Source organism: Roseateles sp. (genome assembly GCF_019237615.1).
GTDB lineage: Bacteria > Pseudomonadota > Gammaproteobacteria > Burkholderiales > Burkholderiaceae_C > Pelomonas.
Genome location: NZ_JAFAGT010000085.1, coordinates 40,536 through 65,138, shown reverse-complemented (window position 1 = coordinate 65,138; position 24,603 = coordinate 40,536). Strand labels below are relative to the sequence as shown.

At 68.6% G+C, this 24,603-nt stretch carries 26 protein-coding genes; 4 read left to right on the top strand and 22 right to left on the bottom strand.

Features of this window, described 5'->3' with window-relative positions:
* Nucleotides 1–54: 54 nt before the first annotated feature.
* The 12 genes from JOY88_RS16915 to JOY88_RS16860 form a co-directional block, all read right to left on the bottom strand.
* Entirely contained in the window at nucleotides 55–1,071 is a 1,017-nt protein-coding gene (locus JOY88_RS16915; RefSeq protein WP_293503797.1) for a bifunctional riboflavin kinase/FAD synthetase, read from the bottom strand.
* A gap of 11 nt (nucleotides 1,072–1,082) precedes the next feature.
* Complete coding sequence (locus JOY88_RS16910; RefSeq protein ID WP_293503796.1) at nucleotides 1,083–1,805, bottom strand: pseudouridine synthase; 723 nt, start codon at nucleotides 1,803–1,805, stop codon at nucleotides 1,083–1,085.
* A complete protein-coding gene (locus JOY88_RS16905) occupies nucleotides 1,802–2,347 on the bottom strand; it encodes a DUF3617 domain-containing protein (protein ID WP_293503795.1) in 546 nt (181 codons plus the stop codon). The genes JOY88_RS16910 and JOY88_RS16905 overlap by 4 nt, the downstream gene beginning before the upstream one ends.
* A 16-nt stretch (nucleotides 2,348–2,363) precedes the next feature.
* A complete protein-coding gene (locus tag JOY88_RS16900; RefSeq protein WP_293503794.1) occupies nucleotides 2,364–3,491 on the bottom strand; it encodes an acyl-CoA dehydrogenase family protein in 1,128 nt (375 codons plus the stop codon).
* 13 nt (nucleotides 3,492–3,504) lie between these two features.
* On the bottom strand, nucleotides 3,505–4,704 hold the full coding sequence (locus JOY88_RS16895; RefSeq protein ID WP_293503793.1) for an acyl-CoA dehydrogenase family protein: 1,200 nt from the start codon (nucleotides 4,702–4,704) through the stop codon (nucleotides 3,505–3,507).
* Nucleotides 4,705–5,048: 344 nt separating this feature from the next.
* Nucleotides 5,049–6,275 carry a type II toxin-antitoxin system HipA family toxin gene (locus JOY88_RS16890; protein WP_293503792.1) on the bottom strand — a complete coding sequence of 409 codons (1,227 nt, stop codon included), beginning with the start codon at nucleotides 6,273–6,275 and terminating at the stop codon, nucleotides 5,049–5,051.
* Nucleotides 6,272–6,598 carry a helix-turn-helix transcriptional regulator gene (locus JOY88_RS16885; protein WP_293503791.1) on the bottom strand — a complete coding sequence of 109 codons (327 nt, stop codon included), beginning with the start codon at nucleotides 6,596–6,598 and terminating at the stop codon, nucleotides 6,272–6,274. The genes JOY88_RS16890 and JOY88_RS16885 overlap by 4 nt, the downstream gene beginning before the upstream one ends.
* Nucleotides 6,599–6,617: 19 nt before the next feature.
* A complete protein-coding gene (locus JOY88_RS16880) occupies nucleotides 6,618–7,268 on the bottom strand; it encodes a transposase domain-containing protein (RefSeq protein ID WP_293503987.1) in 651 nt (216 codons plus the stop codon).
* Between the two features lie 119 nt (nucleotides 7,269–7,387).
* The gene (locus tag JOY88_RS16875; protein ID WP_293503790.1) at nucleotides 7,388–8,278 is read right to left on the bottom strand and encodes a PEP-CTERM sorting domain-containing protein; all 891 of its coding nucleotides are present in this window, start codon (nucleotides 8,276–8,278) and stop codon (nucleotides 7,388–7,390) included.
* 188 nt (nucleotides 8,279–8,466) lie between these two features.
* On the bottom strand, nucleotides 8,467–11,274 hold the full coding sequence (prsT, locus tag JOY88_RS16870) for an XrtA/PEP-CTERM system TPR-repeat protein PrsT (RefSeq protein ID WP_293503789.1): 2,808 nt from the start codon (nucleotides 11,272–11,274) through the stop codon (nucleotides 8,467–8,469).
* A gap of 56 nt (nucleotides 11,275–11,330) precedes the next feature.
* Nucleotides 11,331–11,975 carry a retropepsin-like aspartic protease family protein gene (locus JOY88_RS16865; RefSeq protein WP_293503788.1) on the bottom strand — a complete coding sequence of 215 codons (645 nt, stop codon included), beginning with the start codon at nucleotides 11,973–11,975 and terminating at the stop codon, nucleotides 11,331–11,333.
* 2 nt (nucleotides 11,976–11,977) lie between these two features.
* On the bottom strand, nucleotides 11,978–12,466 hold the full coding sequence (locus JOY88_RS16860) for a YajQ family cyclic di-GMP-binding protein (protein WP_293503787.1): 489 nt from the start codon (nucleotides 12,464–12,466) through the stop codon (nucleotides 11,978–11,980).
* Nucleotides 12,467–12,538: 72 nt separating this feature from the next.
* On the opposite strand from JOY88_RS16860, the gene murB reads away from it, so the two are divergent.
* Both murB and JOY88_RS16850 read left to right on the top strand, forming a co-directional pair.
* Entirely contained in the window at nucleotides 12,539–13,609 is a 1,071-nt protein-coding gene (gene murB, locus JOY88_RS16855; protein WP_293503786.1) for a UDP-N-acetylmuramate dehydrogenase, read from the top strand.
* Nucleotides 13,610–13,696: 87 nt separating this feature from the next.
* Nucleotides 13,697–13,879: a hypothetical protein gene (locus JOY88_RS16850; protein WP_293503785.1), complete on the top strand. Its 183-nt coding sequence runs from the start codon at nucleotides 13,697–13,699 to the stop codon at nucleotides 13,877–13,879.
* 160 nt (nucleotides 13,880–14,039) lie between these two features.
* On the opposite strand, the gene argG is transcribed toward JOY88_RS16850, so the two are convergent.
* The 3 genes from argG to JOY88_RS16835 are packed head-to-tail and all read right to left on the bottom strand — an operon-like array spanning nucleotide 14,040 to nucleotide 16,198.
* Nucleotides 14,040–15,356 (bottom strand): argininosuccinate synthase, encoded by a 1,317-nt coding sequence (argG, locus tag JOY88_RS16845; protein WP_293503784.1) that lies wholly within the window; start codon nucleotides 15,354–15,356, stop codon nucleotides 14,040–14,042.
* Between the two features lie 18 nt (nucleotides 15,357–15,374).
* Nucleotides 15,375–15,641: a GNAT family N-acetyltransferase gene (locus tag JOY88_RS16840; RefSeq protein WP_293503783.1), complete on the bottom strand. Its 267-nt coding sequence runs from the start codon at nucleotides 15,639–15,641 to the stop codon at nucleotides 15,375–15,377.
* Nucleotides 15,638–16,198 (bottom strand): YaeQ family protein, encoded by a 561-nt coding sequence (locus JOY88_RS16835; protein WP_293503782.1) that lies wholly within the window; start codon nucleotides 16,196–16,198, stop codon nucleotides 15,638–15,640. Before JOY88_RS16835 ends, JOY88_RS16840 begins: the two co-directional genes overlap by 4 nt.
* Nucleotides 16,199–16,303: 105 nt before the next feature.
* Between JOY88_RS16835 and JOY88_RS16830 the strand changes: the two genes are divergently transcribed.
* Together JOY88_RS16830 and JOY88_RS16825 are read left to right on the top strand one after the other, a co-directional pair.
* The gene (locus JOY88_RS16830) at nucleotides 16,304–16,972 is read left to right on the top strand and encodes a hypothetical protein (RefSeq protein ID WP_293503781.1); all 669 of its coding nucleotides are present in this window, start codon (nucleotides 16,304–16,306) and stop codon (nucleotides 16,970–16,972) included.
* Between the two features lie 98 nt (nucleotides 16,973–17,070).
* Complete coding sequence (locus JOY88_RS16825) at nucleotides 17,071–19,122, top strand: M3 family metallopeptidase (RefSeq protein WP_293503780.1); 2,052 nt, start codon at nucleotides 17,071–17,073, stop codon at nucleotides 19,120–19,122.
* A 22-nt stretch (nucleotides 19,123–19,144) separates the two neighbouring features.
* Here the strand turns inward: JOY88_RS16825 and JOY88_RS16820 are convergent, their stop codons facing one another.
* From JOY88_RS16820 to JOY88_RS16790, 7 genes are all read right to left on the bottom strand, one after another.
* Nucleotides 19,145–19,924: an SDR family NAD(P)-dependent oxidoreductase gene (locus JOY88_RS16820; RefSeq protein WP_293503779.1), complete on the bottom strand. Its 780-nt coding sequence runs from the start codon at nucleotides 19,922–19,924 to the stop codon at nucleotides 19,145–19,147.
* A 61-nt stretch (nucleotides 19,925–19,985) separates the two neighbouring features.
* Nucleotides 19,986–20,342 (bottom strand): YbaN family protein, encoded by a 357-nt coding sequence (locus JOY88_RS16815; RefSeq protein ID WP_293503778.1) that lies wholly within the window; start codon nucleotides 20,340–20,342, stop codon nucleotides 19,986–19,988.
* Between the two features lie 4 nt (nucleotides 20,343–20,346).
* Entirely contained in the window at nucleotides 20,347–21,114 is a 768-nt protein-coding gene (locus tag JOY88_RS16810) for an ABC transporter ATP-binding protein (RefSeq protein ID WP_293503777.1), read from the bottom strand.
* Nucleotides 21,115–21,214: 100 nt separating this feature from the next.
* A complete protein-coding gene (locus JOY88_RS16805) occupies nucleotides 21,215–22,336 on the bottom strand; it encodes a succinylglutamate desuccinylase/aspartoacylase family protein (RefSeq protein WP_293503776.1) in 1,122 nt (373 codons plus the stop codon).
* An 11-nt stretch (nucleotides 22,337–22,347) separates the two neighbouring features.
* Nucleotides 22,348–23,034, bottom strand: a complete 687-nt coding sequence (locus tag JOY88_RS16800) for an ABC transporter permease (protein ID WP_293503775.1) — start codon at nucleotides 23,032–23,034, stop codon at nucleotides 22,348–22,350.
* A complete protein-coding gene (locus tag JOY88_RS16795) occupies nucleotides 23,031–23,723 on the bottom strand; it encodes an ABC transporter permease (protein ID WP_293503774.1) in 693 nt (230 codons plus the stop codon). Before JOY88_RS16795 ends, JOY88_RS16800 begins: the two co-directional genes overlap by 4 nt.
* Before the next feature lie 70 nt (nucleotides 23,724–23,793).
* Nucleotides 23,794–24,582, bottom strand: a complete 789-nt coding sequence (locus JOY88_RS16790; RefSeq protein ID WP_293503773.1) for an ABC transporter substrate-binding protein — start codon at nucleotides 24,580–24,582, stop codon at nucleotides 23,794–23,796.
* Nucleotides 24,583–24,603: the final 21 nt, after the last annotated feature.

Genomic DNA, 24,603 nt, shown 5'->3' with positions numbered 1-24,603 from the left:
GCCTGGCGATCGAGAAGCGGGGAGGGCGACAGCGATGAGCGGCGGGGAGCCGCTTCAAATTCGGTCGCGCGTGGTCTGGCGGCGCTGGGCGGCGTGGGTGGCCAGGAAGCTGCGCGCGGCCTCGGTGTCGGCGGCGATGGCGGCCGTGAGCGCATCCAGCCCGTCGTACTTGGCTTCGTCGCGGAGTTTGTGCAGCAGTTCCACGCGGGCGAGTTTACCGTAGCCCCCTTCCTGGCACAGTGGCCAGTGCAGGCAATGGACTTCGAGCAGCACGCGGCCGGCGTCCTCCACCGTGGGCCGGCGGCCCAGGCTGGCGACGCCGGGCAGCGGTTCGGGTGTCAGGCCGTGGACGAGCACCGCGAAGATGCCTCCCGCTGCGGGCTTGTCATGCGTGAAGCGCAGGTTCAGCGTGCGAAAGCCGTCGCCGGCGCCGTCGCGGGTCTCGCCGAGCTGGCGCCCGAGCTTGCGGCCATGCGTGACATGGCCCGAGATGGCATAGGGGCGACCCAGCAGCGCGGTGGCGGCGGCCATGTCGCCCGCGGCGAGCGCCTCGCGCACGGCCGAGCTGCTGACGCGCAGGCCGTGCACCTCGTAGCTCATCATGCGGGCGACGTCGAAGCCGCGCGCCTGGCCGGCCGCGTCCAGCGTGGCGTAGTCGCCCTGACGCTTGGCGCCGAAGCGGAAGTCGTCGCCAACGAGCACGTAGCGCGCGTGCAGGCCGTCGACCAGGACCTGGCGGATGAAGTCCTGCGCCGGCAACGTGGCCAGCTTGTCGTCGAAGGGCAGGATGACGACCTGGTCGATGCCGCAGCGCTCCAGCTCGACCAGCTTGTCGCGCAGCGTCGCGATGCGGGCCGGCGCCAGCTCGGGCTTGCCCAGCCTGGCGGCGAAGAAGTCGCGCGGGTGCGGCTCGAAGGTCAGCACGCAGGTGGGCAGGCCGCGGTGGCGGGCCTCGGACTGCAGCAGTGCCAGCATGGCCTGGTGACCGCGGTGCACGCCGTCGAAGTTGCCTATGGTCAGCGCGCAGGCAGGCGCGATGCCGGGGTGGTGGAAACCTCTGAAAACTCGCATGGGCGAGATTGTCAGGCCCAGACTTCGGAGGGGCTCGCGACCCAGCGCCATTCGCCCGGCTTCAGATCCTCCGGCAAGCCCAGCGCGCCGAAGCGCGGCCGGTGCAAGGCCTCGACGCGATTGCCCACCGCCGCGACCATGCGCTTGACCTGGTGGTACTTGCCCTCCAGCAATGTCAGGCGCAGCAGCGTTTCGTCGACGATTTCGGCGGCTTCGACCTTGCTGATCTCGGGCGGGCGCTGGAACTTGCCTTCGGGCTCCTTGAGCTCGACGCCGGCCAGCAGCTGCTCGGCCATTGCCGCCGTCAGCGGATGCTTGCAGCGGGCCTCGTAGACCTTGGGCACATGGTGCTTGGGAGATGTCAGCTTGTGGATCAGGGCGCCGTCATCGGTCAGCAGCAGCAGGCCTGTGGTGTCTTCGTCCAGCCGGCCTATGGGTTGCACGCCGCGCTCGCGAAGCGGCGCGGGCAGCAGGCTCATGACGCTGGGGTGGTGCTTGGGCTTTTGGGAGCACTCGTAGCCGGCCGGCTTGTGCAGCAGGATGAGTGCCTTGTCGAAGCAGGGCCATTCCCGGCCGTCGACCGTGAAGCGCAGGCCCTGGGTTTCGAACTCGGCATCGGGGTCGTCGACGACCGCACCGCCGACGGACACCTCACCGTTCCAGACCAGTCCTGCACACAGCCTGCGAGTGCCGAAGCCCTGGCTGAAGAGAATTTGCGAGAGACGCTGTTTCAAGGCTTGGCCTGGTCCTTCATCGGCTTGATGTCACCGCAGTCGCTGCCCAGCCAGCGGCCCTCGCCGCTCATCGTCGTCGTCTCGGTCTTGCCGTTGCGCTGCCGGGTGATCCGGACCTGGTTGCTGAAGCCATCGCCGCCCTTGAGCGTGACCGTGCTCTCGCCTTCGCCGACCGGGTCGGTGCAGACGAAGCGGGTCTTGATGACGTTGCCGCTGCGCTGGCTGTTGTGCGTGCAGTTGCCGCGTTCGCCGGTCGGCGTCATGTTGCGCTCGGCCTGCTCCTTCGTGATGCAGGCCTTGATCGTGATCGCGCCGCCGGAGAAGCCCATGCTGACGCCATGCTGGCCCATCATGCTCTCCATCATCTTGCGCTGCTCGGGCGACATGCTCTCCATGGCCTTCTGCGCCTGCGCCATCTGGGCCTGGCGCTCGGGGTCGAGTTGGGGCGTCTGCTTCAGCTCCCACAGGCCGGGCTTCATCGCCTGGGCATGGGCGAGGCCCGCCAGGCCGGCGAGCAGCAGGAGGAGGACGGGTGCTTTCATCGGGCGGTCTCCAAGGTTAGGCGAACACCCCCGCAGTGTCCTGCATCCGCGCGCTGACTTCGCCGAGGTGGTGCAGGGTGTCGCCCCACTGCATCTCCATGACGGTCAGGCGCTTGAAGTAATGGCTGCCGGCATATTCGTCGGTGACGCCGATGCCGCCGTGCATCTGCGTGCATTGCTGGCCGACGAAGCGCATGGCGTTGCCGAGCTGCACCTTGGCCTGCGAGAGCGCGCGGCGGCGCACCGGCTCCGCGTCGCCCAGGCGCAGCGTGGCGTAATAGCTCATGGAGCGGGCCAGCTCCAGCTGCATCTTCGCGTCGGCCGTGCGGTGGCGCAGTGCCTGGAAGCTGGCGATAGCGACGCCGAACTGTTTGCGCGTGTTCAGGTAGTCGACGGTCAGCGCGAGGTAGCGCTCCATCACGCCGACGGCCTCGGCGGCCTGCGCGGCGATGCCGATGTCGGCGGCAAGCTCCAGCAGCGCCAGGCCCTGCTCGGGGCCGGCGATGAGCTGGGCGGGCGTGTTGTCGAGGTGCACCTCGGCGGCACGCGAGCCGTCGTGGAGCGAATAGGGCCGCGTGTGCACGCCGGCCGCCGAGCGCTCGACGAGGTAGAGGGCGATGCCGTCCCGGGCGTCATCGGCGCCGGCGACGCGGGCCGGCACGATGAACGCGTCGGCGATGTCGCCGGCCGGCACCAGGCTCTTCACGCCGCTCAGCCTGCCGTCGACGACGCGCGTGGCGACCCGGTTCAGCCGGTAGCGTGACTTGGCTTCCTGATGGGCCAGCACCACCAGGGCCTCGCCGCCGGCGATGCGCGGCAGCCAGGCCGCCTGCAGCTCGTCGGGCGCCTGCCGCAGCAGCGCCGGCGCGATCAGCGCGCCCTGGGCGACCGGCTCAAGCACGAGGCCGCGGCCCAGCTCCTCCATGACCACCATCGCCTCGACGGCACCGAAGCCCAGGCCGCCGTGGGCCTCGGGCACGGCCAGCGCGGTCAGCCCCAGGCCCGCCAGGCCTTGCCAGGCGTCGCGGTCGAAGCCGCCGGCGCGCGCGATCCGCGTGCGACGCTCGAAACCGTAGTCCTTGTCGATGAAGCGGCGCACGGCGTCTCGCAAGGCCTGCTGGTCTTCGCTGAAATCGAAATCCATCTCTGTCTCCCTGTCAGCCGAGCACGGTCTGCGCGACGATGTTGCGCTGCACTTCGTTGGACCCGCCATAGATCGTCGTCTTGCGGACGTTGAGGTAGTTGCCCGTCAGCGGGATGGCGTGCGAGGCCCCGCCCATCCACGCGCCGCCCAGCCATTGGTCGCCCTGCCAGCCGGCCTCCATGGCCTCGTGGATGTAGGGCAGGGCCATAGGGCCGCCGGCCAGCATCATCAACTCGGTGTAGCGCTGCTGCAGCTCGCTGCCGCGGATCTTCAGGAGGCCGGCGACGTCCAGTGGCTGCTTGCCGCTGCGCTCGCCGGACAGCACGCGCAGCACCATCATCTCCAGCGCGACGACGTCCACCTCGCACAGTGCGATCTGGTCGCGGAAGCGGGCATCGTCCAGCAGGCCCTCGGCCTTGGCGATGCGCTTGAGCCGCTCCAGCTCGCGCTTGGCGCGGTTCACGTCGGCGATATTGGTGCGCTCGTGCGAGAGCAGGTGCTTGGCATAGGTCCAGCCCTTGTTCTCCTCGCCGATCAGGTTCTCCGCCGGCACCTCGACGTTGTCGAACCAGACTTCGTTCACCTCGTGCTCGCCGTCCAGCATGATGATGGGCTTGACGCTCACGCCGGGCGACTTCATGTCGATCAGCAGGAAGCTGATGCCGGTCTGCGGCTTGCCCTCGGTGGAGGTGCGCACCAGGCAGAAGATCCAGTCGCCGTACTGGCCCAGCGTGGTCCAGGTCTTCTGGCCGTTGACGATGTACTTGTCGCCCTGGCGCTCGGCGCGGCACTTCAGTGAGGCCAGGTCCGAGCCCGAGCCGGGTTCGCTGTAGCCCTGGCTCCACCAGACCTCGCCGCTCATGATGCCCGGCAGGAAGCGCTGTTGCTGCTCGGGCGTGCCGAAGGCCATGATGACCGGTGCCACCATCACCGGGCCGAAGGGCACGATGCGTGGTGCGCAGGCGAGGGCGCATTCCTCCTCGAACAGGTGGCGCTGCACGGCGTTCCAGCCCGGGCCGCCGAACTGCTTGGGCCAGGCCCAGCCATGCCAGCCCTTGGCGCCCAGGATCTTGGCCCAGCGCTGCAGGTCGTCCTTGCTCAGGCGCAGCGCATGCCGCACCTTGTGGGCGATGTCGGACGGCAGGTTGGCCCGCACCCAGTCGCGTACCTCGGTGCGGAAGGCCAGCTCCGCCTCGGTGAAGTTGAGGTCCATGTCTCGCTGTGTCGTCGTGATGGGAATGCCGGGCTTTTTAGCACGGTCGTTCGCATCCCGGCTGTCCGGCCAGGGACAGGGCCGCGATGCAGGTGGCCCAGAACTCCGCCGGTTGAGGGCCTGGGCGGCGGAGCCGGCCGGACAGGCAAGTTCGTGGCGGCGACGCCTCGGAAGGGTCTCAAGCCCTCCTGGTGCGGTCATGGAAGCTTTACGCCAGGGCCGTCGAAGCCCTGCGGCCGCGAGCGCTGGGTTTCAGTTGCCGGTCCTCCAGGCACCAACGGCAAGACTGAAGGTGAGTCGAGCATGAGCACATCGCGCACCCGTTGCGACTTCCGCGTTGCTCGTTAAAGGGCAATCCAGTCGTGCTCGAAAACGCGCTTCCAGTCCTCGACCGGAACTTCCTTGGAGGGCCGGCTGTGCGCCTCGAAGGCCTTTCGCCAGTTCTCTCGAACGTAGGTGGTCGTCCGGTCAATTCGCTGAAGCACGTCCTTCTCATCAAGCGCAGCAATTTGCCTTCCTGCGGCCACGAGGTTGGCACGCGTGGCCGCGCGGGAAGGACGCTTCTTGGTCAGGTCCATGCTGAACGCCGGCACGCCTTGCCGCTCAGAGAACGGCAATACGTCGTACAACGGCGACAACTCCCAATCTCCCGGGCCCAACTGGCGCAGGCTGGTATTCCAGGGATGGTCGTCGGTGTTGCCAACCGCACCGTTCAGGACGATGCGTTCGAACAGCTCGCGGCTGTCTTCGACGCGTTTGAGTTTGGACCGAAGCCTGACGTAATTTTGCTTGGGGTCCTCAACGTCAGCGCCTGGCACAAGGTCGAGCGCGGTTGCAGCGCTCACGCAGTGCCAAAGCTGCTTGTCCTCCCCTTGGCGGTCGAACCGTTCAATGGCAAGTGCCGGGACGTCGTTAAACCACATCACCTGATGGAACGGCACCTGCATCCCGAGTCCAGCTGCTAGCGTCAGCGCGGTGGCCTCGGCGATGACGCTGTCAAACCGTTCGTTTGGGAGCGCAAACTTGAGCAACGTCGGCACGAGGCGTCCGTCCTCGAGTTCGAAGTGCAGCGCGACCTTTGGCCTCTCGCCTCCCATCGCTCCGGACGACGAGGCCAGCGGGCCTTCGGTCAACGAGTCCCTGGTCAGGTTGTGCAGCGCATGCGCAATGGTGCCAATAGCGTCCGGTCGTCCCTGAATGTCTCCAACGAACAGGGCCCCAAAGCCGTCGACGGGAGCGTAAACCAGCCGCTCCCACCAACCCCAGGGCTCCTCACCTTCAGCGCTTCGGGAAGCGTTCTTCTTCAGAAGGTCCAGGGTCCATCCCGAGAGGGCCACGTCACAAAAGACAGGAAAGGGCACGGAGCCAACTCGCGTGAACGGGGAGCACTGCTTCGTGCGAATTCCGGTGGGGTCCAGTTCCCATGCATCCGAGCCACGCGCCAAATAATCAGGGTCAAACACGAACTCCCACCGAGAAGACTCCTGCGTCAGCTCGCCAACGCGGATCGGAACGCGGGTCTTTGTCGCCTGGTCGATAGTCCATCGGAACACTGGAGCTCGGCGTGTCATTCGAGGTCCTTCTTGCGGCTCTTGAAGCGCGGGAGGTTTCCCCGTACAGCGTCCTGATATGCCGGGTCCTGGGCCGCCGTGGCCAGCGAGGCCTGAAGGCTCACGTCATCCAAGACCCAGAGCAACCGGGCCACATCTGCAAACCTGCTGCCAAACGAACCAGCCTCGATGGCCATGAGAGTCAGTCGGCTGATGTCAGCTCGCTCTGCCAAGTCCTTCTGGGTCAATCCTCGTGCCAGTCGCATTACCCGGATGCGTACGCCAACGTCACCCACAAACTGGGTAACCTCAAGGGGTTCGCTGGTCGGGTCCCTTCTACGCATAATGTATGTAAGTGTAGACTTAATTGACAAATAAGTCAGCATGAACAGTCTTTGCGAGTTCATGGCTCAGGGCATGCTCCCGTCCTTGCAACTGCGCCGCCAGACCCAGCTCACCGCAGGCCATGCCGCCAAGCTTGGCATCCAGCAGCTCATGGCTGCGTGCGTCCATCAGACAGGTCGCACGGATCTGTGGCCAGGGCAGCGGGCCGTGCTGGGTGCTGCAGCTGCCCAGTTGCTCGCGGTTGTCTGGCGTGTCCGGTGCCGGCCACACCACGCCGTCCACGGCCAGCACCCTCAGCGGCGCGCCGTGCACGTGCCGCGGGGCACGATTCCAAGCCCGGGTCAACAGGCCAGACAACTCGGCCAGAGGCTCTTCACCCAGGCGCTGGCGAGCCTGCACGCTGGCGCTGGGCGCAGGCAGCGGTTGCCCGTCCAGGCTCAGATCCAGTTGCTCAACCACCTGCCACAGCGGCCGGTTGCGAAACAGCGCCAGGCCAATCACCAGCCAGACGGCATGCTCGGCTGGCAGCTTGCGGCTGCGGATCGAGCCCTTCCCGCTGGCTGCCAGCGCCTGATTGATCCAGCTTGGATCGATCAAGGCGCTGAGTTCATCGAGCCGCTCGGGAACTCGGGGCAGGGGCTGGCGCAGCGCACTCTCAAGCAGGCCCATCAAGCAAAAAGGGGAACGTGCTCAACACGTTCCCCTTGTATCGGGTCGGCCTCTCTGCGGGCTTGGCTGACTGGCATTGGCCCCGAAGGGAGCCTTTCGAGCCAGGGCCCGGGCCGGCGTCAGGCGTTGGCCTTGGGCTGGCGGCGGCGCAGGCCGGCCACGCCGATCAGCGCGACGCTGGCCAGGGCCAGCGTGGCCGGCTCGGGCACGTTGGTGGTCGTGCCGCCGCAGACGCCGTTTGCATTGACGGTGCCCGTGCATTTGTTGCCCGCCACGGCGTACAGCTTGAAGTAGTCGTCGCCATCGGTCAGCGTGCCGCGGTTCTCGGTGCCCGCGCTTTGCGTGAAGCCGCTGTTGTAGGCCGTGATCAGCCACCAGCTGGACGTCTTGCCGGCGCTGTTGACCAGGTTGTAGGGGTTGGTCGTGTCCAGGATGAAGTCGCCGTAGTTGCCGACCAGCTCCCAGCCGCCCATCGTGCCGGCGGCCGTGCCAGCCAGCGTCGGGGCGCTGGTGCCGGTCCAGCGGAAGACGGAGACGTCGACCGTCACGTCGCTGGTCTTGGTGCCCTTGCTGCAGGCCGCGCTGCCGAGGACCGTGCCGACGACGGCGCCGTTGCTGACGCAGCCGTACTCGGCCGGGCCGGTGGTGGCCGTGTAGCCCAGGCCGATGCTGGTCAGCACCGTGGAGGCACTGAAGGACAGCAGCACGCCTTCGGTGTTGCCGTTGTTGTCCAGCGCGTGGTACGGCGAGCCGGAGTCGGTGCCGGTGCTCATGCCCTGGCCGTTGCCGGCGTACTGGGTCAGCGTGCCGGCGGTCCAGTTACCGGACAGCTTGTTGGAGGCGTTCAGCGTGTTGCTGACGTAGAAGCCCGACATCTTGACGGTGTAGGGGTTCTGCGCCGTCGCGGCGCTGTCGTTGACCGTTGCGGTCGGCGTGGTGTCCAGGCCCCAATAGGCCTGGGCGGCGCCGCTCCAGGCCAGACCGGCGATGAGCGCCGTGAGAGCGGTCATGCGAATGGAGCGGACGTTCATCGGTTTTCCTTGGTAGTCGCCAGCCGGCGGTCAAATTTCGAACAAGCCAAGCAGATTCAATGCCAGTCCGAGAAATTCCTTGCCGCTCAAGCGTTTGCCGAATTGCCACGTCTGGCGTGCTAAAAATTGTAAAAACATCCGACGCCGGCGCCAGGGCCTCGGCCCCCTCAGTTGAGGGTGGACAGTAATTTCTTGGCATCGTCCGCCGCGGCGAAGCCCGTGTTGGTCCGCAGCGCGGCATTCAGCTCCTCTCGGGCCTCGCCCTTGCGCCCCGTCTTGGCCAGCACCACGGCGAGGTGATAGCGGATCTCGGGCACGTCCGGCGCGCGCAGGCGCGCCTCGCGCAGCAGCTGCAGCGCCCGTTCGCCATTGCCGGCCAGGTGATTGGCCCAGCCCGCCGTGTCCATGAGCTTGGGGTTGCGCGTGTCGACCTTGTAAGCACGCTCCGCCATGGCCAAGGCACCCGGGTCCCGGGTCAGCATCAGCAGGTTGGCAAGGTTGTTCAGCGTCTCGGCGTGGTTGGGGCGCTGCTTCAGGATGGCCTCGTACTGCGCGCGGGCCGACTTGAAGTCGCGGCCGCGCAGGTCCTGTTCGGCGACGGCGCTGCGCACGGCCAGGTCGCCGGGGTTGCGCTTGAGCCAGGCCTCGCCGAGGTCGGTGGCGGCCTTGGGGCCATTCTGGTTGCCGACGGCCTGCATCAGCCGCGTGAGGCTGGCCTGGGACTTCTCGATGTCGTGCGCCTTGCGCAGCGCGTCGACGGCGGCCGCGCCCTGGCCGCGATAGAGCGCGACCTCCGCCAGCAGGTTGTAGCCCATGGCCGATTTGGGCGCCGTCTGGATGACCTGCCTGGCACGCTGCTCGGCCTTGGCGGCATCGCCCTGGGCCAGCTCGATGCTGGACAGCATGGCCATGGCCGGCATGAAGTCGGGGCTGCCGCTGAGGGCCTTGTCCAGGCTGTAGGCAGCGGCGGCGTAGTCCTTGATGCCGACCTGCTGGCGCGCGACCTCGAGCAGCCGCGGCGAGTCGAACGCGGCCCGGCGCGCGGCCTGCGTCAGCGTCGACTTGGCGCCTGCCGGGTCGCCGTTGGCGGCCTGGGCGCCGGCATAGGCCTGCAGGGCCTCGACGTCGTCGGGCAGCTTGGCCAGCAGGATCTTGGCGGCATCGGAGGCGCGCGCCGGCTGGCCCTTGCGCAGATGCCAGGCGACGAGGGCGAAGTTGGCCCGGGTGTCGCGGGCGCCGGAGGCGTCGGCGGCACTTTCAAGCCATTTCAGCGCCTCGTCGTCCTTGCCTTGGCGCTCATGCAGCAGGGCCAGCTCGAACAGCACCGTGCTGTTGCGTTCGTCACCCCTCAGCATTTCGCGCAGCCGCTTGTTGGCGGCGTCGAAGTTGCCGGCCGCCGCGTCGATGCGGACGAGGCCGAGGCGGGCCTCCGTCAGCCTGGGGTCCAGCTTGAGGGCGTTTTCGTAGCCCGCGCGGCCGCCTGCCACATCGCCGGCCTGGGTCTTGGCATAGGCCTGGACCATGAGGACGGTGGCGTTGTTCGGGTTGGCGCGGGCCAGCGTGTCGGCGACGGCCAGCGCCTTGGGTACCTGGCCCTCGCGCAGATACACGGTGATCAGCGCCAGCCCGGCATAGGTCTGCCTGGGGTCGGCCTTGTAGGCCCTGGCGAGCTCGTCTGCGGCCGGCGCGATCTTGCCGCTCTGCAGCAGAGACAGGCCCAGGGCCGTGCGGTACTCGGGGGCGTCCTTGGCGCGCAGCGCCTCCTGCATCAGCGCGGTGGCGCGCGCATGCCGGCCCTGGCTCATGTGCGCCGATGCCAGCATCAGCAAGGCCTGGCCGTCGCCGGGGCGGGCCTTCACGTAGGCGTCCAGCAGCTCGATGGCGCGGCCGACATTGGGCTCGCTCAGCGCGATCTGGGCCAGCAACTTGGTCAGCGGGCTGCCGGGCTGCTGGCGCGCCGCGAGTTCCAGGAAGGGCTTGGCCTTCTCCAGCTCGCCGAGGTCGTAATGCGCCAGGCCGTTGAGCATGAGCAGCTGCGTGCGGTAGCGGATGTACTCGATGGGGACGGGGTCCAGCAGGTCCGTGATGCGCTTCAGCGCGGCGCGCGCGGCGGCCTTGTCGTTGGCGCGCTCGGCCAGCACGGCACGCAGATAGGCGCCGCGCGGGTCGTTGGGCTTGAGGGCCTGCAAGGCGTTCACCTCGGACAGGGCGTCGGCGTCGCGGCCCAGGTCGACCAGCAGACCGGCCCGCGCCAGATGGGACTCGCCATGCCTGGGCTGGGCCGCGATGGCACGCTCGTAACCTGCCAGGGCCTGGACGATGTGGCCATTGGCGTGGTGGATGGAGGCCTTCTGGTAGAGCGCCTCTGCGTTGTCGGGCGCGAGCTTGAGGGCCTGGTCGGCGGCGGCATGCGCCTCGGCGAACTGGCGGTTGCGCACGCGCAGGGGCACCTCCGCGAGCCAGCCGTTCACGTCGCCGGGGTTGAGGGCGCGGGCCTCCAGGACACTGGCAAGCGCTGCCTTGGTGTCGCCCATGTCGGACTGGGCCAGCGCGCGCTCCAGCATCAGCTGCAGCCGGATGCCCGGCGGCAGACCGGCGGGCTGCAGGCGCGGGTCATCCAGCATCTGCGGCTGCTTGCCCTGGGCATTCAGGGCCATGGCGAGGGCGACGGCGACCTCGGCGCGGTTGACGCCCAGGCGTATGGCCTCGCCGAGCTCGAACGCCGCCGCCGCCGGCTCGCTGTTGGCCAGCAGGGCCTTGCCCAGCAGCACATGCACGGGCAACTGGCTCTTGTCGGCCTGCAGCGCGTTCTTGAGCTGGATGATGGCGCCGGGGATGTCGTGCTTCTCGTAGCGCTGCAACGCGTCTTCGTAGAAGCGCGCGGCCTTGGCGGCGTCCGGGGCCGGGGCCGCGAATGCGCCGGCGGTCAGCAGGGCGGCCAGCAGGCTGGATAGCAGAGCGTGGTGACGGGTCATCTGGACGGGCCGGCGAGAGTGAGCGCCGGATTCTTGCAGAAGGCCGTCAGCGGCGATCAGTAGCGCAGTTCCAGCGTCATGGTGTCGTTATCGCGCCGCATCCGGAAGCGGTTCAGGAAGCTGTTGCCCAGCAGCACATGGCTCATGACGCCGGGGATGACGATGGCGTCGACGTCGCGCACCTCCAGATCTCCGATCCGCACGCTGCTGAGCTGGAGTTGGTAGGCCGGCACGATGCCGTTGGCGGTCTGCGTGACGACGCGCTTGCCGTACATGTAGCGCAGACCCAGCTTCTCAGCCTCGACCTGGCTGATGGACACGTTGGTGGCGCCGGTGTCGACGAGAAAGCTCGTGACCTGGCCGTTGATCGTGCCCATGGTCGTGTAATGGCCGCCGCCGCCCATGGGCAGCACGATCTGGCGAGGAGGCTCGACGACTTGTGCGACGACACGGCCTGGCGAGGCGCCCAGGGCCAGTGTCTGGCGCCGGCCGCCGTACTCGACGACGGCGCGGCCTTCCTCCAGCGCGATGAGCCTGACGCCCATCGCCGTGTCGCCGACGGCGACGGTGCGCGGTTCACCGTCGATGATGAGCAGGGCCGCCCGGCTGCCCAGCATGCCGTTGAGCTGCACCTGGCCGGGCGACTGCACCTGGGCGGTCGCCAGGCCGCATGCCAGCAGCAACGGCGCGAGGCGGTGCATGCTCAGTCGCGGAAGTTGTTGTAGGTCAGCGGCGTGTCGCTGAAGCTCTTCTTCAGGTGGGCGATGGCTGCCTGCAGGTCGTCGCGGTTCTTGCCGGTCACGCGCACCGCATCACCCTGGATGCTGGCCTGGACCTTGAGCTTGCTGTCCTTCAGCGAGGTGACGATCTTCTTGGCGAGGGCTGCCTCGATGCCTTCCTTGATCTTGTAGACCTGGCGCACCTTGTCGCCGCCCAGCTTGTCGACCTTCTCGGCCTTGTCGAGGAAGCTGATGACGACGTCCTGCTTGGTCAGCTTGCCGTAGAGCACGGCCTCGATCTGTTCGAGCTGGAACTCGCTGTCGCCGGTGGTGTGGATTTCCTTGTCCTTGAGCTCGACCTTGGCGCCCGTGCCCTTGAAGTCGAAGCGGGTGCCAATCTCCTTGATGCTGTTGTCCACGCCATTGCGGATCTTGACGTGGTCGGGTTCGAGAACGGTGTCGAAGCTGGGCATATGAGGTCCGGGTAAAGCTGTCTGCGAAAATTTTGATGCCTGCGCGCCGCGCAAGCCATCCAAAAGTGTCCCATGTCCGCCACCGCCTCGCCCCCCCCGAACGAAGCCCCCGGCCTCCAGATCGAGACCGACGTCAACCTCAAGCCCTACAACAGCTTCGCGCTGCCGGCCGTCGCGCGCCGCCTGGTGCGCATCCGCGAGGCGGCCGACGTGCGCCGTGTCGTCGACCACCCGGAGCTCGGCCGCGCCCCGAAGTTCGTGCTGGGCGGCGGTAGCAACCTGGTGCTGACCCGGGATGTCGAGGCCGTCGTGCTGAAGGTGGAGATCCCTGGCATCCGGCTGCTGGAGGAGCGGGCGGACGCCTGGATCGTCGAGGCCGGCGCGGGTGTCGTCTGGCACGAGCTGGTCGGCTGGACGCTGGACCATGGCTACCCCGGCCTGGAAAACATGGCCCTGATCCCGGGTACCGTCGGCGCCGCACCGGTGCAGAACATCGGCGCCTATGGCATCGAGGTCAAGGACAGGCTGGAGGCGGTGGAGGTCATGGACCTTGTCACCGGCCGGCCGGCACTGCTGCCGGCCGAGGTCTGCCGCTTCGGCTACCGCGACAGCGTCTTCAAGCAAAGCGATTTCGGCGGCCTGGCGGGCAAGAGCGTCATCACCAAGGTGCGTTTGCGGCTGCCGCGCCCCTGGCAGCCGGTGCTGGGTTATCTCGAGATCGCACGCAAGATGGCCGAGACCGGCATTGCGGCGCCGGATGCGCGGCAGATCTTCGACTGGATCTGCGCGGTGCGCCGCGCCAAGCTGCCCGACCCGGCCGTCATCGGCAATGCCGGCAGTTTCTTCAAGAACCCCGTCGTCACGGCCGAGCAGTGCCGCGACATCATCGGTCGCGACCCCGGCATCGTCCACTATCCCATGCCCGACGGAAGCGTGAAGCTGGCGGCCGGATGGATGATCGACGCCTGCGGCTGGAAGGGGAAGACGGTAGGCGGAGCGGCGGTCTATGACAAGCAGGCCTTGGTGCTGGTGAACAAGGCCGACGCGCGCGGCGCCGAGGTCGTCACGCTGGCGCGGGCCATCCAGGAGAGCGTCTACGGGCGCTTCGGCATCCGGCTGGAACCGGAGCCGGTGGTGGTCTGAAGCTGACCCTGCGTGCGCTGCCGGCGCTGCTCTCGGGCGGCAGCGACCTGCTGCTCAAGCTCTGGCAGCAGGCCGACGCCATCGGCCATGAGCCCGGCAAGGGCCGGCTCGGCGCGCTGGTGCCGCAGACGCCCGACAGCGTTCGCTTCAAGGCCGGCGCGGGCTGCAGCGACGCCCCTGCGCGCGGTGGTGACCGGCCGCTACGGCGACCTCACGCCGCCCGGCAAGCCGCGCTTCGCGGGCTTTACCCGCGTGGCCGACGACTTCTGACGTCAGTGTTCAGAGCCAGCGCAACAGGACCTGCAGCCAGCGGGGCAGCGGGCGGCCGGGGACGTAGTTCTGGCGGTACTGGTTGTGCATGGTCGGGCTCCTCGGTGAGTACTGTGAATTTATACAGCATTTGCCGAGGCCTGACCAGTGGCGTTCCCGCTTACTCCAGCTTGGGCAGGCCGCCGCCGGCCAGCAGGCCCGCGCCCGTATAGACCGAGAGCTTGCCACGCGTGTCGCTGATGTCGAGGTTGCGCATCGTCAGCTGGCCGATGCGGTCGGCCGGGCTGAAGGGCGCGTCCTCCACCTTCTCCATGCTCAGGCGCTCGGGCGCGTAGGTCAGGTTGGGGCTCCGGGTGTCCAGCAGCGAGTAGTCGTTGCCACGGCGCAGCTCCAGCGCCACCTCGCCGGTGACGGCCCGCGCCACCCAGCGCTGCGCGGCCTCGCGCAGCATGATGGCCTGGGGGTCGAACCAGCGGCCCTGGTAGAGCAGCCGGCCCAGCTTCATGCCGTTGACCCGGTATTGTTCGATGGTGTCCTCGTTGTGGATGCCGGTGACGAGGCGTTCGTAGGCGATGTGCAGCAGCGCCAGGCCCGGGGCTTCGTAGATGCCGCGGCTCTTGGCCTCGATGATGCGGTTCTCGATCTGGTCGCTCATCCCGAGGCCGTGGCGGCCGCCGATCTTGTTGGCCTCAGCCAGCAGCGCCACCGGGTCACGGTACTCCACGCCGTTCAGCGCGACGGGCATGCCCTCCTCGAAACGCACCGTCACCTCCTCGGCCTTGATGACGACGTCGTCGCGCCAGAACGCCACGCCCATGATGGGGTTGACGATGCGGATGCCGCTGTTCAGGTGCTCCAGGTCCTTGGCCTCGTGGGTGGCGCCCAGCATGTTGGAGTCGGTCGAGTAGGCCTTCTCGGCACTCATCTTGTAGGCGAAGCCCTTGGCCGTCATGAAGGCCGACATCTCGGCGCGGCCGCCCAGCTCGTCGATGAAGGTCTGGTCCAGCCAGGGCTTGTAGATCTTCAGCGCCGGGTTGGTCAGCAGGCCGTAGCGGTAGAAGCGCTCGATGTCGTTGCCCTTGAAGGTCGAGCCGTCGCCCCAGATGTTGACGCCGTCGGCCTGCATCGCTGCCACCAGCATGGTGCCGGTCACGGCACGGCCGATGGGCGTGGTGTTGAAGTAGGTGACGCCGGCGGTGCTGATGTGGAAGGCGCCGGCCTGCAGCGCGGCGATGCCCTCGGCGACCAGTTGCGTGCGGCAGTCCACCAGCACGGCCTTCTCGGCGCCGTACAGCATGGCCTTGCGCGGGATCTCGTCGTAGTCGGGCTCGTCGGGCTGGCCCAGGTTGGCCGTGTAGGCATAGGGCAGGGCGCCCTTGAGCTTCATCCAGTGCAGTGCGGCGGAGGTGTCGAGGCCGCCGGAGAAGGCGATGCCGACCTTCTGGCCGACGGGAACGGATTGCAGGATCGTGGACATGGTGGGCGGTCTCTTGGCTTAGGCGACGAGGTTCTGCCACTCGGGGTGGCGCTGGATGTGGAGGTGGACGTAGCTGCAGGCCGGCACGACCTTCAGGCCCTGGGCCCGGGCCCATTGCAGGCCGGCCTCGACGAGCCTGGCCGCGAGGCCCTGGCCGCGGTAGGCCGAAGGCACGCCGGTGTGGGTGAAGACGACGCGGTCGCCGCTGAGTTGGTAGTCGAGCACGCTGGCCGGCGTCGTCGGCAACGTGAAGCGCTGGTGCTCGGGTTCGTGCAGGGGCGTCATGCGGTGGCCGCCTTGAGTGCGACGGGATGGATCTCGACCGACGCGTTCACGGTCGACACATAGATGCTGCCGTCCTGGATGCTGATCTGCAGCTGCATGCTGCGTTCGGCCAGTGCGGCCAGTGCCTGCGACTGCTCGGCCGGAATCTGCCAGACGGCCAGCTTGGGCGCGCGCGTGAGCTTGCCCTCCAGGCCGCGCCACCAGACGTCCGTGCTGGACGCATAGCTGTAGACGCTGACGCGCTCGCTGCGGCCATGGGCCTTCATCAGGCGGCGCTCGTCGGGCTGGCCGAGGTCGACCCAGTGCACGACGTCGCCGGTCAGGTCGAGCTGCCAGAGCTCGGGCTCATCCACGTCGGACAGGCCCTTGCTGAATTCCAGACGGCCACGCAAGTCGTCGGCCGGCACGTTCAGCGCATAGGCAAGCACGCGGATCATCATGCGCTCGTCGGTCTCGCTCGGGTGGCGGGCGATGGTGAGGGCATGGTCGCCATAGACATGGCGGTCCATGTCGGCGATCTGGAGCTGGGCTTTGTGGATGGTGGCTTTGAGCGCCATGGGGAGGAGGTGACCAAGAGCAGCCGCCGATTATCGGGGCGAAGCCTCGTGGCATCATTCCGCCTCCCGTTCTGAACCTTCGCAACCCCGTGTTGCGCTCTCGCCATGAAACGCACCCTTCTCCCGCTGGCCCTGGTCATTGCCGTCTCCGCCCAGGCACAGATCACCACCAACACCAAGGCCAAGGTCGACCCGAAGAACAACAAGGTCAGCAACCCGGTCGTGGAGAAACCCAAGGTCAAGCTGTTGACGCGCGACGAACTGCGCGCTTGCATCGACCAGCAGGACAGCAACAGCAAGGAGGCCGAGGCCATCAAGGCCGAGCAGAACTCCTACAAGGCCGGCGCCGAGAAACTCAAGGCCGAGAAGGCCACCCTCGAGGCTGGTGAGGCCGCGCTGGGCAAGCAGGTCAGCGACGTGAAGGCGGAACGCGAGGCCATCCTGAAGGCCCACGAGGCGCTGGCCGCGGAGGCGCCCAAGCTCTCCAAGGAAGACCTGAAGGCCCGCAACGAGGCCTACCAGGCGCGCGCTGCAGCCTTCGGCCCGATGGTCGACGCCGTGAAGTCCGCCGACGCCGAGCAGGGTGTCAAGCGCAAGGCCTTCGGCGAGAAGGTCGAGGCGCTGGAAGCGCAGTTCAAGGCCATCGAGGACCGTACCGAGAAGCACTTCGACGCCAACGACAAGTGGAAGGCCGAGTGCCAGAACAAGCCCTACGACGAGAACGACGAGAAGGCCGTTCGCAAGGAACGGGCCGCCGCTGCCGCAGGCAAGTGATCCGCGACGCACGCTGACGACCGACGACGGGCCGCCTCCGCCAGGACGCGGCCCTTCTTTCTTGTTTCTCCCCCCGGATCTCCACCGAGAGGCCCCGCATGAGCAACCCGCTGCTGCAGGACTGGGCCGGCCCGCATGGCCTGCCACCCTTTGCCGACATCGCCCCGGCGCATTTCCAGCCGGCCTTCGACGCCGCCCTCGCCGCGCACCGCGCCGAGATCGACGCGATCGCCACGCAGGCCGAGCCCCCGAGCTTTGCCAACACCCTTGCCGCTTTCGACGCCAGCGGCCGGCTGCTGACCCGGCTGGAGCATCTCTTCTACACGCTGGCCGCTTCAGCCACCTCGCCCGAGCTGCAGGCCCAGCAGCGCGCGCTGGCCGCGCCGCTTGCCGAGCATGGCAGCGCCGTCTACATGCACCAGGGCCTGTTTGCGCGCGTCGATGCGCTGTTCGAGCAGCGCGAGCGCCTGGGACTCACGTCCGAGCAGCGCCGGTTGCTGGAGCGGGTGCACCTGGACTTTCTGCGCGCCGGCGCCCGTCTCGCACCCGAGGCCCGGGCGCGCTATGCCGCCGTCATGGCACGCCTGGCGGAGCTCAACACGCGTTTCGCCCAGAACGTGCTGGCGTCCGAGAGCGACTACCAGCTGCGGCTGACGACCGAGGACGAGCTGGCCGGGCTGCCCGGCTTCGTGCGCGCCGCCGCCCGACAGGCGGCCGTGGACCGTGGCCTGGGTGAGCTGGATGGCGGGGGCGTCCACGTCATCACGCTGTCGCGCTCGTTGATCGTGCCGTTCCTGTCCTTCAGCGCCCGGCGCGACCTGCGCGAGCAGGCCTGGCGCGCCTGGGTGGGCCGGGGCGATGCCACCGGTGGGACCGACAACCGCGAGATCTGCCGCGAGATCCTGGAACTGCGCGCCGAGCAGGCCCGGCTGCACGGCCATGCCTGCTATGCCGACTACGCGCTGGAGGACACGATGGCGCGCAGCCAGGGCGCCGTCATGGGCCTGCTGGAGCGCGTCTGGCATCCCGCCGTGAGTGCGCAGGCCCGCGAGCGCGAGGCCGTGCAGGGCGCGATGGCCGCGGCCGGCGCCACACATGCACTGGAGCCCTGGGACTGGCGCTTCTTTGCCGAGCAAGCCAGGCGCGCCCGCTTCGAGCTGGACGAGGCCGAGGTCAAGCCGTATTTCGCGCTGGACCGCATGGTGGCCGCGATGTTCGACTGCGCCGGCCGCCTGTTCGGCCTGAGGTTCAAGGCCCGGCCCGACATTGCCGGCTACCACGCCGACGTGCGCGCCTACGAAGTCTGCGATGCCGACGGCGCGCTGCGCGGCCTGTTCATGCAGGACAACTTCGCCCGTCCCACCAAGCGCAGCGGCGCGTGGATGAACGCGCTGCGCAACCAGAGCCGCGCGCTGGGAGCCACGCCCGTCATTCTGAACAACAACAACTTCGCACGAGGCGCCGCCGGCGAGCCGACGCTGCTCAGCTTCGACGACGTGCGCACGCTGTTCCACGAGTTCGGCCATGGCCTGCACGGCCTGCTGTCCAGCGTCGAGTACGAGCGCCTGGCCGGTACCCAGGTGCTGCGCGACTTCGTCGAACTGCCGTCGCAGCTGTACGAGCATTGGATGGCCGAGCCCCAGGTGCTGAAGCAGTTCGCGCGCCACTGGCAGACGGACGCGCCGCTGCCCGATGCGCTGCTGGCCAAGCTTCAGGCCGCGCGCCAGTTCGGCCAGGGCTACGAGACGCTGCGCTACACGGCCAGCGCCATCGTCGATATGGCGGCCCATGCACTGCCGGCGGCACCGGCCGACGTGGTCGCCTTCGAGCGTGACACGCTGGCCAAGTGGCAGCTGCCGGCCGAGGTGGGCATGAACCACAGGCTCACCCATTTCCAGCACCTGTTCAGCAGCGCCGGCTATGCGGCCGGCTACTACGTCTACCTGTGGGCCGAGGTGCTGGATTGCGACGCCTTCGACGCCTTCGTCGAGGCCGGCAACGTCTTCGACCCGGCCGTGGCTGCGCGGCTGCGCGACTGCATCCTGTCGGCCGGCAACAGCGTCGAGCCCGGTGAGGCCTTCCGCGCCTTCCGCGGCCGCGACCCGGTCGTCGAGCCCATGCTGAAGGACCGCGGGCTGCTGCCGGCCTGACCCTGGCGCCGCTCCCGCCGCATCACCGCGGCGGCTGCACGCCCGCCAGGTGCATGCCGCTGTCCAGCAGCAGCAGTTCGCCCGTCACCGTCCTGGCGCCGTCGACCAGCCAGACGATGGCTTCGGCGACGTCCTCGGGCGAGCAGGCGCGCTGCAGCGGCACGCCGGCCTCGTAGGCCTTGAGACCTTTCTCGTAGCCCTCCTGCCCAACGCCCTGCACGAACCAGCGCGTGGTGACGAGACCCGGGCACACCGCGTTCACGCGCACGGCCGGCGCCAGGGTGCGGGCCAGGTGCAGCGTCATCGCGTTGATGGCGCCCTTGGAGGCGATGTAGGGCATGGACGATCCCACGCCCAAGGCACCGGCCACGGAGGACACGTTGACGATGCAGCCCTCGGTGGCCTTCAGATGCGCCACGCAGGCCCGCACCATCTGGAAGCTGCCCAGCGCATTGACGCCCAGGATGTGCTGGAAAGTCTCGGCGTCCAGCGCGTCCCACTCGGCCGCCTTGCCGAAGACCGAGATGCCGGCGTTGTTGACGAGGGCATCCAGACGACCCCAGCGATCCATGGCGGCCTGCGCGAGGGCGCGGCAGTCGGCGTCCTGCGAGACGTCGCCGCGCATCACCAGCACGTCGGCCCCCGCGTTGCGGCAGGCCGCGGCGCTGGCTTCGGCCTCATCGGCGCTGCGCGAGTAGTTGACGAGCAGGTCGTAGCCCCTGCGGGCCAGCAGCAGTGCGGTGGCGGCGCCGACGCCCGTACCACCGCCGGTGACCAGCGCGATCCCGCGTTCCTTCGTCATGTGCGTTTCCCGAAGTGTGTAGCCGGGCCAGTCTAGGGCTGCTCGCCGAGGCGGTGCGTGCCTAGCGCTCCGGCCGGCACCAGAGCCAGGCCGCGACGGCCAGCATCAACGCCGGTGCACCTATCTTGGCCGCCAGGTGCAGCGGCGACAACGCCATCGCGACGGCGCTGGCAGTCATCATCAGGCTGGCCAGCCACTTGGCCCGGCGCGGTACGGCGCCGCGCTCCCGCCAGTCGCGGATGCTGGGGCCGAAGCGCGGATGCCCGAGCAACCAGGCCTCCAGCGCCGGCCAGCCCTTGCCGGCGGCCCAGGCGGCCAGCAGCAGGAAGGGCACTGTCGGCAGCACCGGCAGCACCACGCCGAGCAGCGCCAGCGCGAGGCTCAGCAGCGCCAGCGCCCGCCACGCCAGCTTGTGCACGGCGCTACTTCAGCCCGCCGCTGAGGAACTGCTGCAGCCGCTCGCACTGCGGGCGCAGCAGCATCTCCTTGGGGTCTCCCTGCTCCTCGACGCGGCCCTGGTGCAGGAACAGGCAATGGTTGGAGACCTCGCGCGCAAAGCCCATCTCGTGGGTCACGACGATCATCGTGCGGCCCTCGGCCGCGAGGTCGCGCATGACCTTGAGGACCTCGCCGACCAGTTCCGGATCCAGTGCCGACGTGGGCTCGTCGAACAGCATGACCTCGGGGTCCACCGCCAGCGCGCGGGCGATGGCCACGCGCTGCTGCTCGCCGCCCGACAGCTGGGCCGGGTAGACGCCGGCGCGGTGCGCAACGCCCACGCGCGCCAGCAGCGCCTGCGCGCGCTCGACGGCCTCGGCCTTGGGCTTGCCCAGCACGTGCACGGGGGCCTCGATGATGTTCTCAAGCACCGTCATGTGGGCCCAGAGGTTGAAGTTCTGGAACACCATCGCCAGCCGTGCGCGCCAGCGCTGCAGTTGCTTGGCATCGACGGCCTTCAGGCTGCCGTCGCGGTCGCGCACCAACTCGAGGGTCTCGCCGCCCAGGCTGAGCTGGCCCTCGTGCGGCTGCTCCAGCAGGTTGAGGCAGCGCAGCAACGTGCTCTTGCCCGAGCCCGAGGAGCCGATCAGCGTGACGACGTCGCCGCGGCTGGCACTCAGTGAGACGCCCTTGAGCACCTCGCGCTCGCCGAAGCGCTTGTGGATGTTGGTGGCCTGGAGTTGGATCGTCATGTCAGTTCTTCTTTGCGGGCCGCGCGTCGGGCCGCTCCCAAGCCGGCCCCGCGCAGACGAGGCCCGCGCTCAGCGGGGCCGGGCGGGGTGAGGGGCTTCGTCATGCGCCGAGCAGCTTGCCGGTGCGCTTGGCCTCGTGGCCTGCGACCTTGGCGACGCGCATGCCGGCGAACGCGAAGCGGAGGAAGTCGCGCGCGAACAGCAGTCCATCGACGGGGCTCTTCAGCTCCGTCACCTCCGCCGTGACTGGGTCGATCACGTGGGCCAGCACCTCCCCGGCCTTGACCTCGGCGCCGACGTCCTTCAGGAAGGTCAGCACGCCGGGCTTGGGCGCGTGGATGGGCATGCTGCCGGCCAGCGGGCGGGCGTCGCCCTGAGGCGCGGGCAGGGCCGGCCTGTCGCCCTTGAGCAGGCCGCGCCAGCGCAGGAAGTCAATGATGTTGGCGGCGTCCCTTGCAGCCAGTTCATGCGTCACGTCGGCGGCGCCGCGCAGCTCCACGGTGACCGACATGCAGGCTTGCGGGATGGGGTGCTTGTCGCCGAACTGCCGGGCCCATTTCCACCATACCTGCGAGCAGGCTTCGTCGAAGGGGTTGTCGCCCGAATCCTGGGCCAGCAGCGATACGCGGGCACCGAGGAAGCGCGCCAGCGGCTCGCAGTCGGGCCAGCAGGGCGTCTCGGTGTAGAGGTGCATCACGGCCTGGGCGTCGCAGTGCAGGTCCAGCACGATGTCGGCGTCGCAGGACAGGCCCAGCAGCGTACGGCGCAGCGACTGCAACTCGGTCTCCACCGGCGCGGCGGTGACGGCGGCCTTCAGCGCGCGCCGCAGCGTGGTGACGTTGGCGGCCGCGTCGCCACCCAGCTCCGAGGCCACCGCGGCGGCCACGGCGGCCACCTGGTCCGGGTAGTGGCGGTTGAAGTTCTCGCCCGTGGTCTGCTCGAAGCGGCCCAGGTGCAGGTGCAGCAGATGCTGGGCCAGGCCGATGGGGTTGGCCATGGGCACCAGCACGATCTCGCCAGAGATCTGGCCGGCCGCGTCCAGCGCATCGAGCTGCTGTCTCAGGTGGTAGGCGACCAGCATGCCGGGCAACTCGTCGGCGTGTAGCGAGGCCTGGATGTAGGCCTTGCCCGCGGAACCGCCCGGCTGGCCGTAGTGCAGCGAGACCAGCTCGCGCTGGGTGCCGGGGGCGGGGGGGAGCAGGGGGTGTCGGACGACTTGCATGGCGATGGGCTTCAGCGGTTCATCATGGGTTTGAGCCAGCGCGCCTCGGCCCAGCGGAACAGTCCGACCAGGCCCAGCGTCAGCACGAAGTAGAAGGCGCCGGCCGTGATGAAGGCTTCGAAGGGGAGGTAGTACTTGGCGTTGACGGCGCGGGCGGCGCCGGTCACGTCCAGCAGCGTGACGACGCTGGCCAGGGCGGTGCCGTGCAGCATGAAGATGGCCTCGTTGCCGTAGGCCGGCAGCGCACGGCGCAGGGCGGCGGGCAGCACGATGCGGCGCAGCATCAGGCCGCGGCCCATGCCGAGCGCCTTGGCGGCCTCGATCTCGCCGGCCGGCAGCGCGCGGATGCTGCCGGCAATGATCTCGGTCGTGTAGGCCGCCGTGTTCAGCGTGAATGTCAGCCACGCGCAGAACGACGCCGACGACAGCCAGGGCCAGGCCCAGCTGTCGCGCACCGCGTCGAACTGCGCCAGGCCGTAGTAGCAGAGGAAGAGTTGCACCAGCATGGGTGTGCCGCGGAAGGCATAGGTGTAGACCCAGACCAGCCGCGAGGCCCAGCCCTTGGACACGGTGCGCACGACGGCCAGAGGCAGGGCCAGCAGCAGGCCGCATGCAAGCGACAGCGACAGCAGCTTCAGCGTGATGCCCAGGCCCGACAGGTAGAGCGGGAAGTTCTCGCCTATGGCCTCGAAGTTCACAGCTCTCCCTCCTTCACGCCGATGGCCAGGTGGCGCCGCGCCCAGCCGAAGGCGAGCTCGGACAGGCTCGTGAAGACGAGGTAGATCAGTGCCACGGCGAGGTAGAAGCTGAAGGGTTCGCGCGTGGTGCCGGCGGCCTGCTGGCCGCGCGTCATCAAGTCGGACAGGCCGATGATGGACACGATGGCCGTGCTCTTCAGCAGCACCAGCCAGTTGTTGGAGACGCCCGGCAGCGCGTGGCGCAGCATCTGCGGCAGCGTGATGCGCCACAGCACCTGGCGTGGGCTCATGCCGTAGGCCAGGCCGGCCTCGCGCTGGCCTGGCGGTACGGCCAGGAAGGCGCCGCGGAAGGCCTCGGTGAGATAGGCGCCGAAGATGAAGCCAATGGTCAGCACGCCCGCGAGGAAGGGGTCGATGTCGATGTAGTCCTCATGGCCCAGCAGGGGCGCGACGGTGTTCACCGCCACCTGGCCGCCGTAGAAGATCAGCAGCATCAGCACCAGGTCGGGCACGCCGCGTATCAGCGTCGTGTAGGTGGCCGCCACGCCCCGCGCGACGCGCGAGCGCGACAGCTTGGCCAAGGCGCCGCTCAGGCCCAGCAGGGCCGCGATCGCGAGCGAGGACAGGGCCACTGCGAGCGTGATCGCGGCGCCTTCGAGCAGGCTTGGGAGAAATCCGTGCAACAACATGGGGAGAGCGTCGGCGCCCGGGGGCGGCCCTGTGGGAAGCGCCGCGCGCCGTCGGCGCCGGCGTCGCGCGTCACTGCTTGGTGCGAGGTGCGATGTCGTAGTCGAAGTACTTGCCGGCCAGCGTCTTGAACGTGCCGTTGGCCTGCAGCGCATCGATGGCGGCGTTGAACTTCTTGCCCAGCGTGGCCTCGTCGGCGCGGCGCATGCCCACGCCGGTGCCGACGCCGAAGATCTTGTCGTCCAGGATGGGCGGGCCGGCGAATGCGAAGCCCTTGCCCTCGGGCTTCTTGAGGAAGCCGAAGTCGGCGGCGGGCGAATCCATCAGCGTCGCGTCGATGCGGCCGCTCTTCAGGTCCAGGAAGACCTGGTCCTGGCTGCCGTAGCGCACGATCTCGCTCTGCGTGAAGGTCTTGGCGGCGTAGGTCTCGTGCGTCGTGCCGCGCTGCACGCCGATCTTCTTGCCCTTCAGGCCGGCGGCTGTGGGCTCCAGCTTCACGCCGGCCTTGGCGACCAGGCGGGCCGGCGTGTTGTAGTAGGGCTTGGAGAAGGCGATGGTCTTCTGGCGCTCCTCGGTGATGGAGACGCTGGCGAAGATGGCGTCCACCTTGCGCGACTGCAGCGCCGGGATCAGCCCGTCGAAGTCCTGCTGCACCAGCGTGCATTGGGCCTTCATCTCGGCGCAATAGGCCAGCACCAGCTCAATCTCGAAGCCCTTGAGCTTGCCGTCCGGGCCGATCTCGGAGAACGGCGGGTAGGCACCTTCGACGCCGATGCGCAGCTTCTTCCAGTCGGGGGGCTGGGCGTGGGCGAGGCCGGCCGCGGCCAGCAGGGCCAGGGCGAGCAGGGAGGGTTTCTTCATGTCGGACCTCTCGGGTGAGAC

What these genes read in the sequence shown, in the direction of transcription:
- JOY88_RS16915 (WP_293503797.1), bottom strand. Translation starts at nt 1,071, where the DNA reads ATGCGAGTTTTCAGAGGTTTCCACCACCCCGGCATCGCGCCTGCCTGC.
- JOY88_RS16905 (WP_293503795.1), bottom strand. Translation starts at nt 2,347, where the DNA reads ATGAAAGCACCCGTCCTCCTCCTGCTGCTCGCCGGCCTGGCGGGCCTC.
- JOY88_RS16900 (WP_293503794.1), bottom strand. Translation starts at nt 3,491, where the DNA reads ATGGATTTCGATTTCAGCGAAGACCAGCAGGCCTTGCGAGACGCCGTG.
- JOY88_RS16895 (WP_293503793.1), bottom strand. Translation starts at nt 4,704, where the DNA reads ATGGACCTCAACTTCACCGAGGCGGAGCTGGCCTTCCGCACCGAGGTA.
- JOY88_RS16890 (WP_293503792.1), bottom strand. Translation starts at nt 6,275, where the DNA reads ATGACACGCCGAGCTCCAGTGTTCCGATGGACTATCGACCAGGCGACA.
- JOY88_RS16885 (WP_293503791.1), bottom strand. Translation starts at nt 6,598, where the DNA reads ATGCGTAGAAGGGACCCGACCAGCGAACCCCTTGAGGTTACCCAGTTT.
- JOY88_RS16880 (WP_293503987.1), bottom strand. Translation starts at nt 7,268, where the DNA reads ATGGGCCTGCTTGAGAGTGCGCTGCGCCAGCCCCTGCCCCGAGTTCCC.
- JOY88_RS16875 (WP_293503790.1), bottom strand. Translation starts at nt 8,278, where the DNA reads ATGACCGCTCTCACGGCGCTCATCGCCGGTCTGGCCTGGAGCGGCGCC.
- prsT (WP_293503789.1), bottom strand. Translation starts at nt 11,274, where the DNA reads ATGACCCGTCACCACGCTCTGCTATCCAGCCTGCTGGCCGCCCTGCTG.
- JOY88_RS16865 (WP_293503788.1), bottom strand. Translation starts at nt 11,975, where the DNA reads ATGCACCGCCTCGCGCCGTTGCTGCTGGCATGCGGCCTGGCGACCGCC.
- JOY88_RS16860 (WP_293503787.1), bottom strand. Translation starts at nt 12,466, where the DNA reads ATGCCCAGCTTCGACACCGTTCTCGAACCCGACCACGTCAAGATCCGC.
- murB (WP_293503786.1), top strand. Translation starts at nt 12,539, where the DNA reads ATGTCCGCCACCGCCTCGCCCCCCCCGAACGAAGCCCCCGGCCTCCAG.
- JOY88_RS16850 (WP_293503785.1), top strand. Translation starts at nt 13,697, where the DNA reads ATGAGCCCGGCAAGGGCCGGCTCGGCGCGCTGGTGCCGCAGACGCCCG.
- argG (WP_293503784.1), bottom strand. Translation starts at nt 15,356, where the DNA reads ATGTCCACGATCCTGCAATCCGTTCCCGTCGGCCAGAAGGTCGGCATC.
- JOY88_RS16840 (WP_293503783.1), bottom strand. Translation starts at nt 15,641, where the DNA reads ATGACGCCCCTGCACGAACCCGAGCACCAGCGCTTCACGTTGCCGACG.
- JOY88_RS16835 (WP_293503782.1), bottom strand. Translation starts at nt 16,198, where the DNA reads ATGGCGCTCAAAGCCACCATCCACAAAGCCCAGCTCCAGATCGCCGAC.
- JOY88_RS16830 (WP_293503781.1), top strand. Translation starts at nt 16,304, where the DNA reads ATGAAACGCACCCTTCTCCCGCTGGCCCTGGTCATTGCCGTCTCCGCC.
- JOY88_RS16825 (WP_293503780.1), top strand. Translation starts at nt 17,071, where the DNA reads ATGAGCAACCCGCTGCTGCAGGACTGGGCCGGCCCGCATGGCCTGCCA.
- JOY88_RS16820 (WP_293503779.1), bottom strand. Translation starts at nt 19,924, where the DNA reads ATGACGAAGGAACGCGGGATCGCGCTGGTCACCGGCGGTGGTACGGGC.
- JOY88_RS16810 (WP_293503777.1), bottom strand. Translation starts at nt 21,114, where the DNA reads ATGACGATCCAACTCCAGGCCACCAACATCCACAAGCGCTTCGGCGAG.
- JOY88_RS16805 (WP_293503776.1), bottom strand. Translation starts at nt 22,336, where the DNA reads ATGCAAGTCGTCCGACACCCCCTGCTCCCCCCCGCCCCCGGCACCCAG.
- JOY88_RS16795 (WP_293503774.1), bottom strand. Translation starts at nt 23,723, where the DNA reads ATGTTGTTGCACGGATTTCTCCCAAGCCTGCTCGAAGGCGCCGCGATC.
- JOY88_RS16790 (WP_293503773.1), bottom strand. Translation starts at nt 24,582, where the DNA reads ATGAAGAAACCCTCCCTGCTCGCCCTGGCCCTGCTGGCCGCGGCCGGC.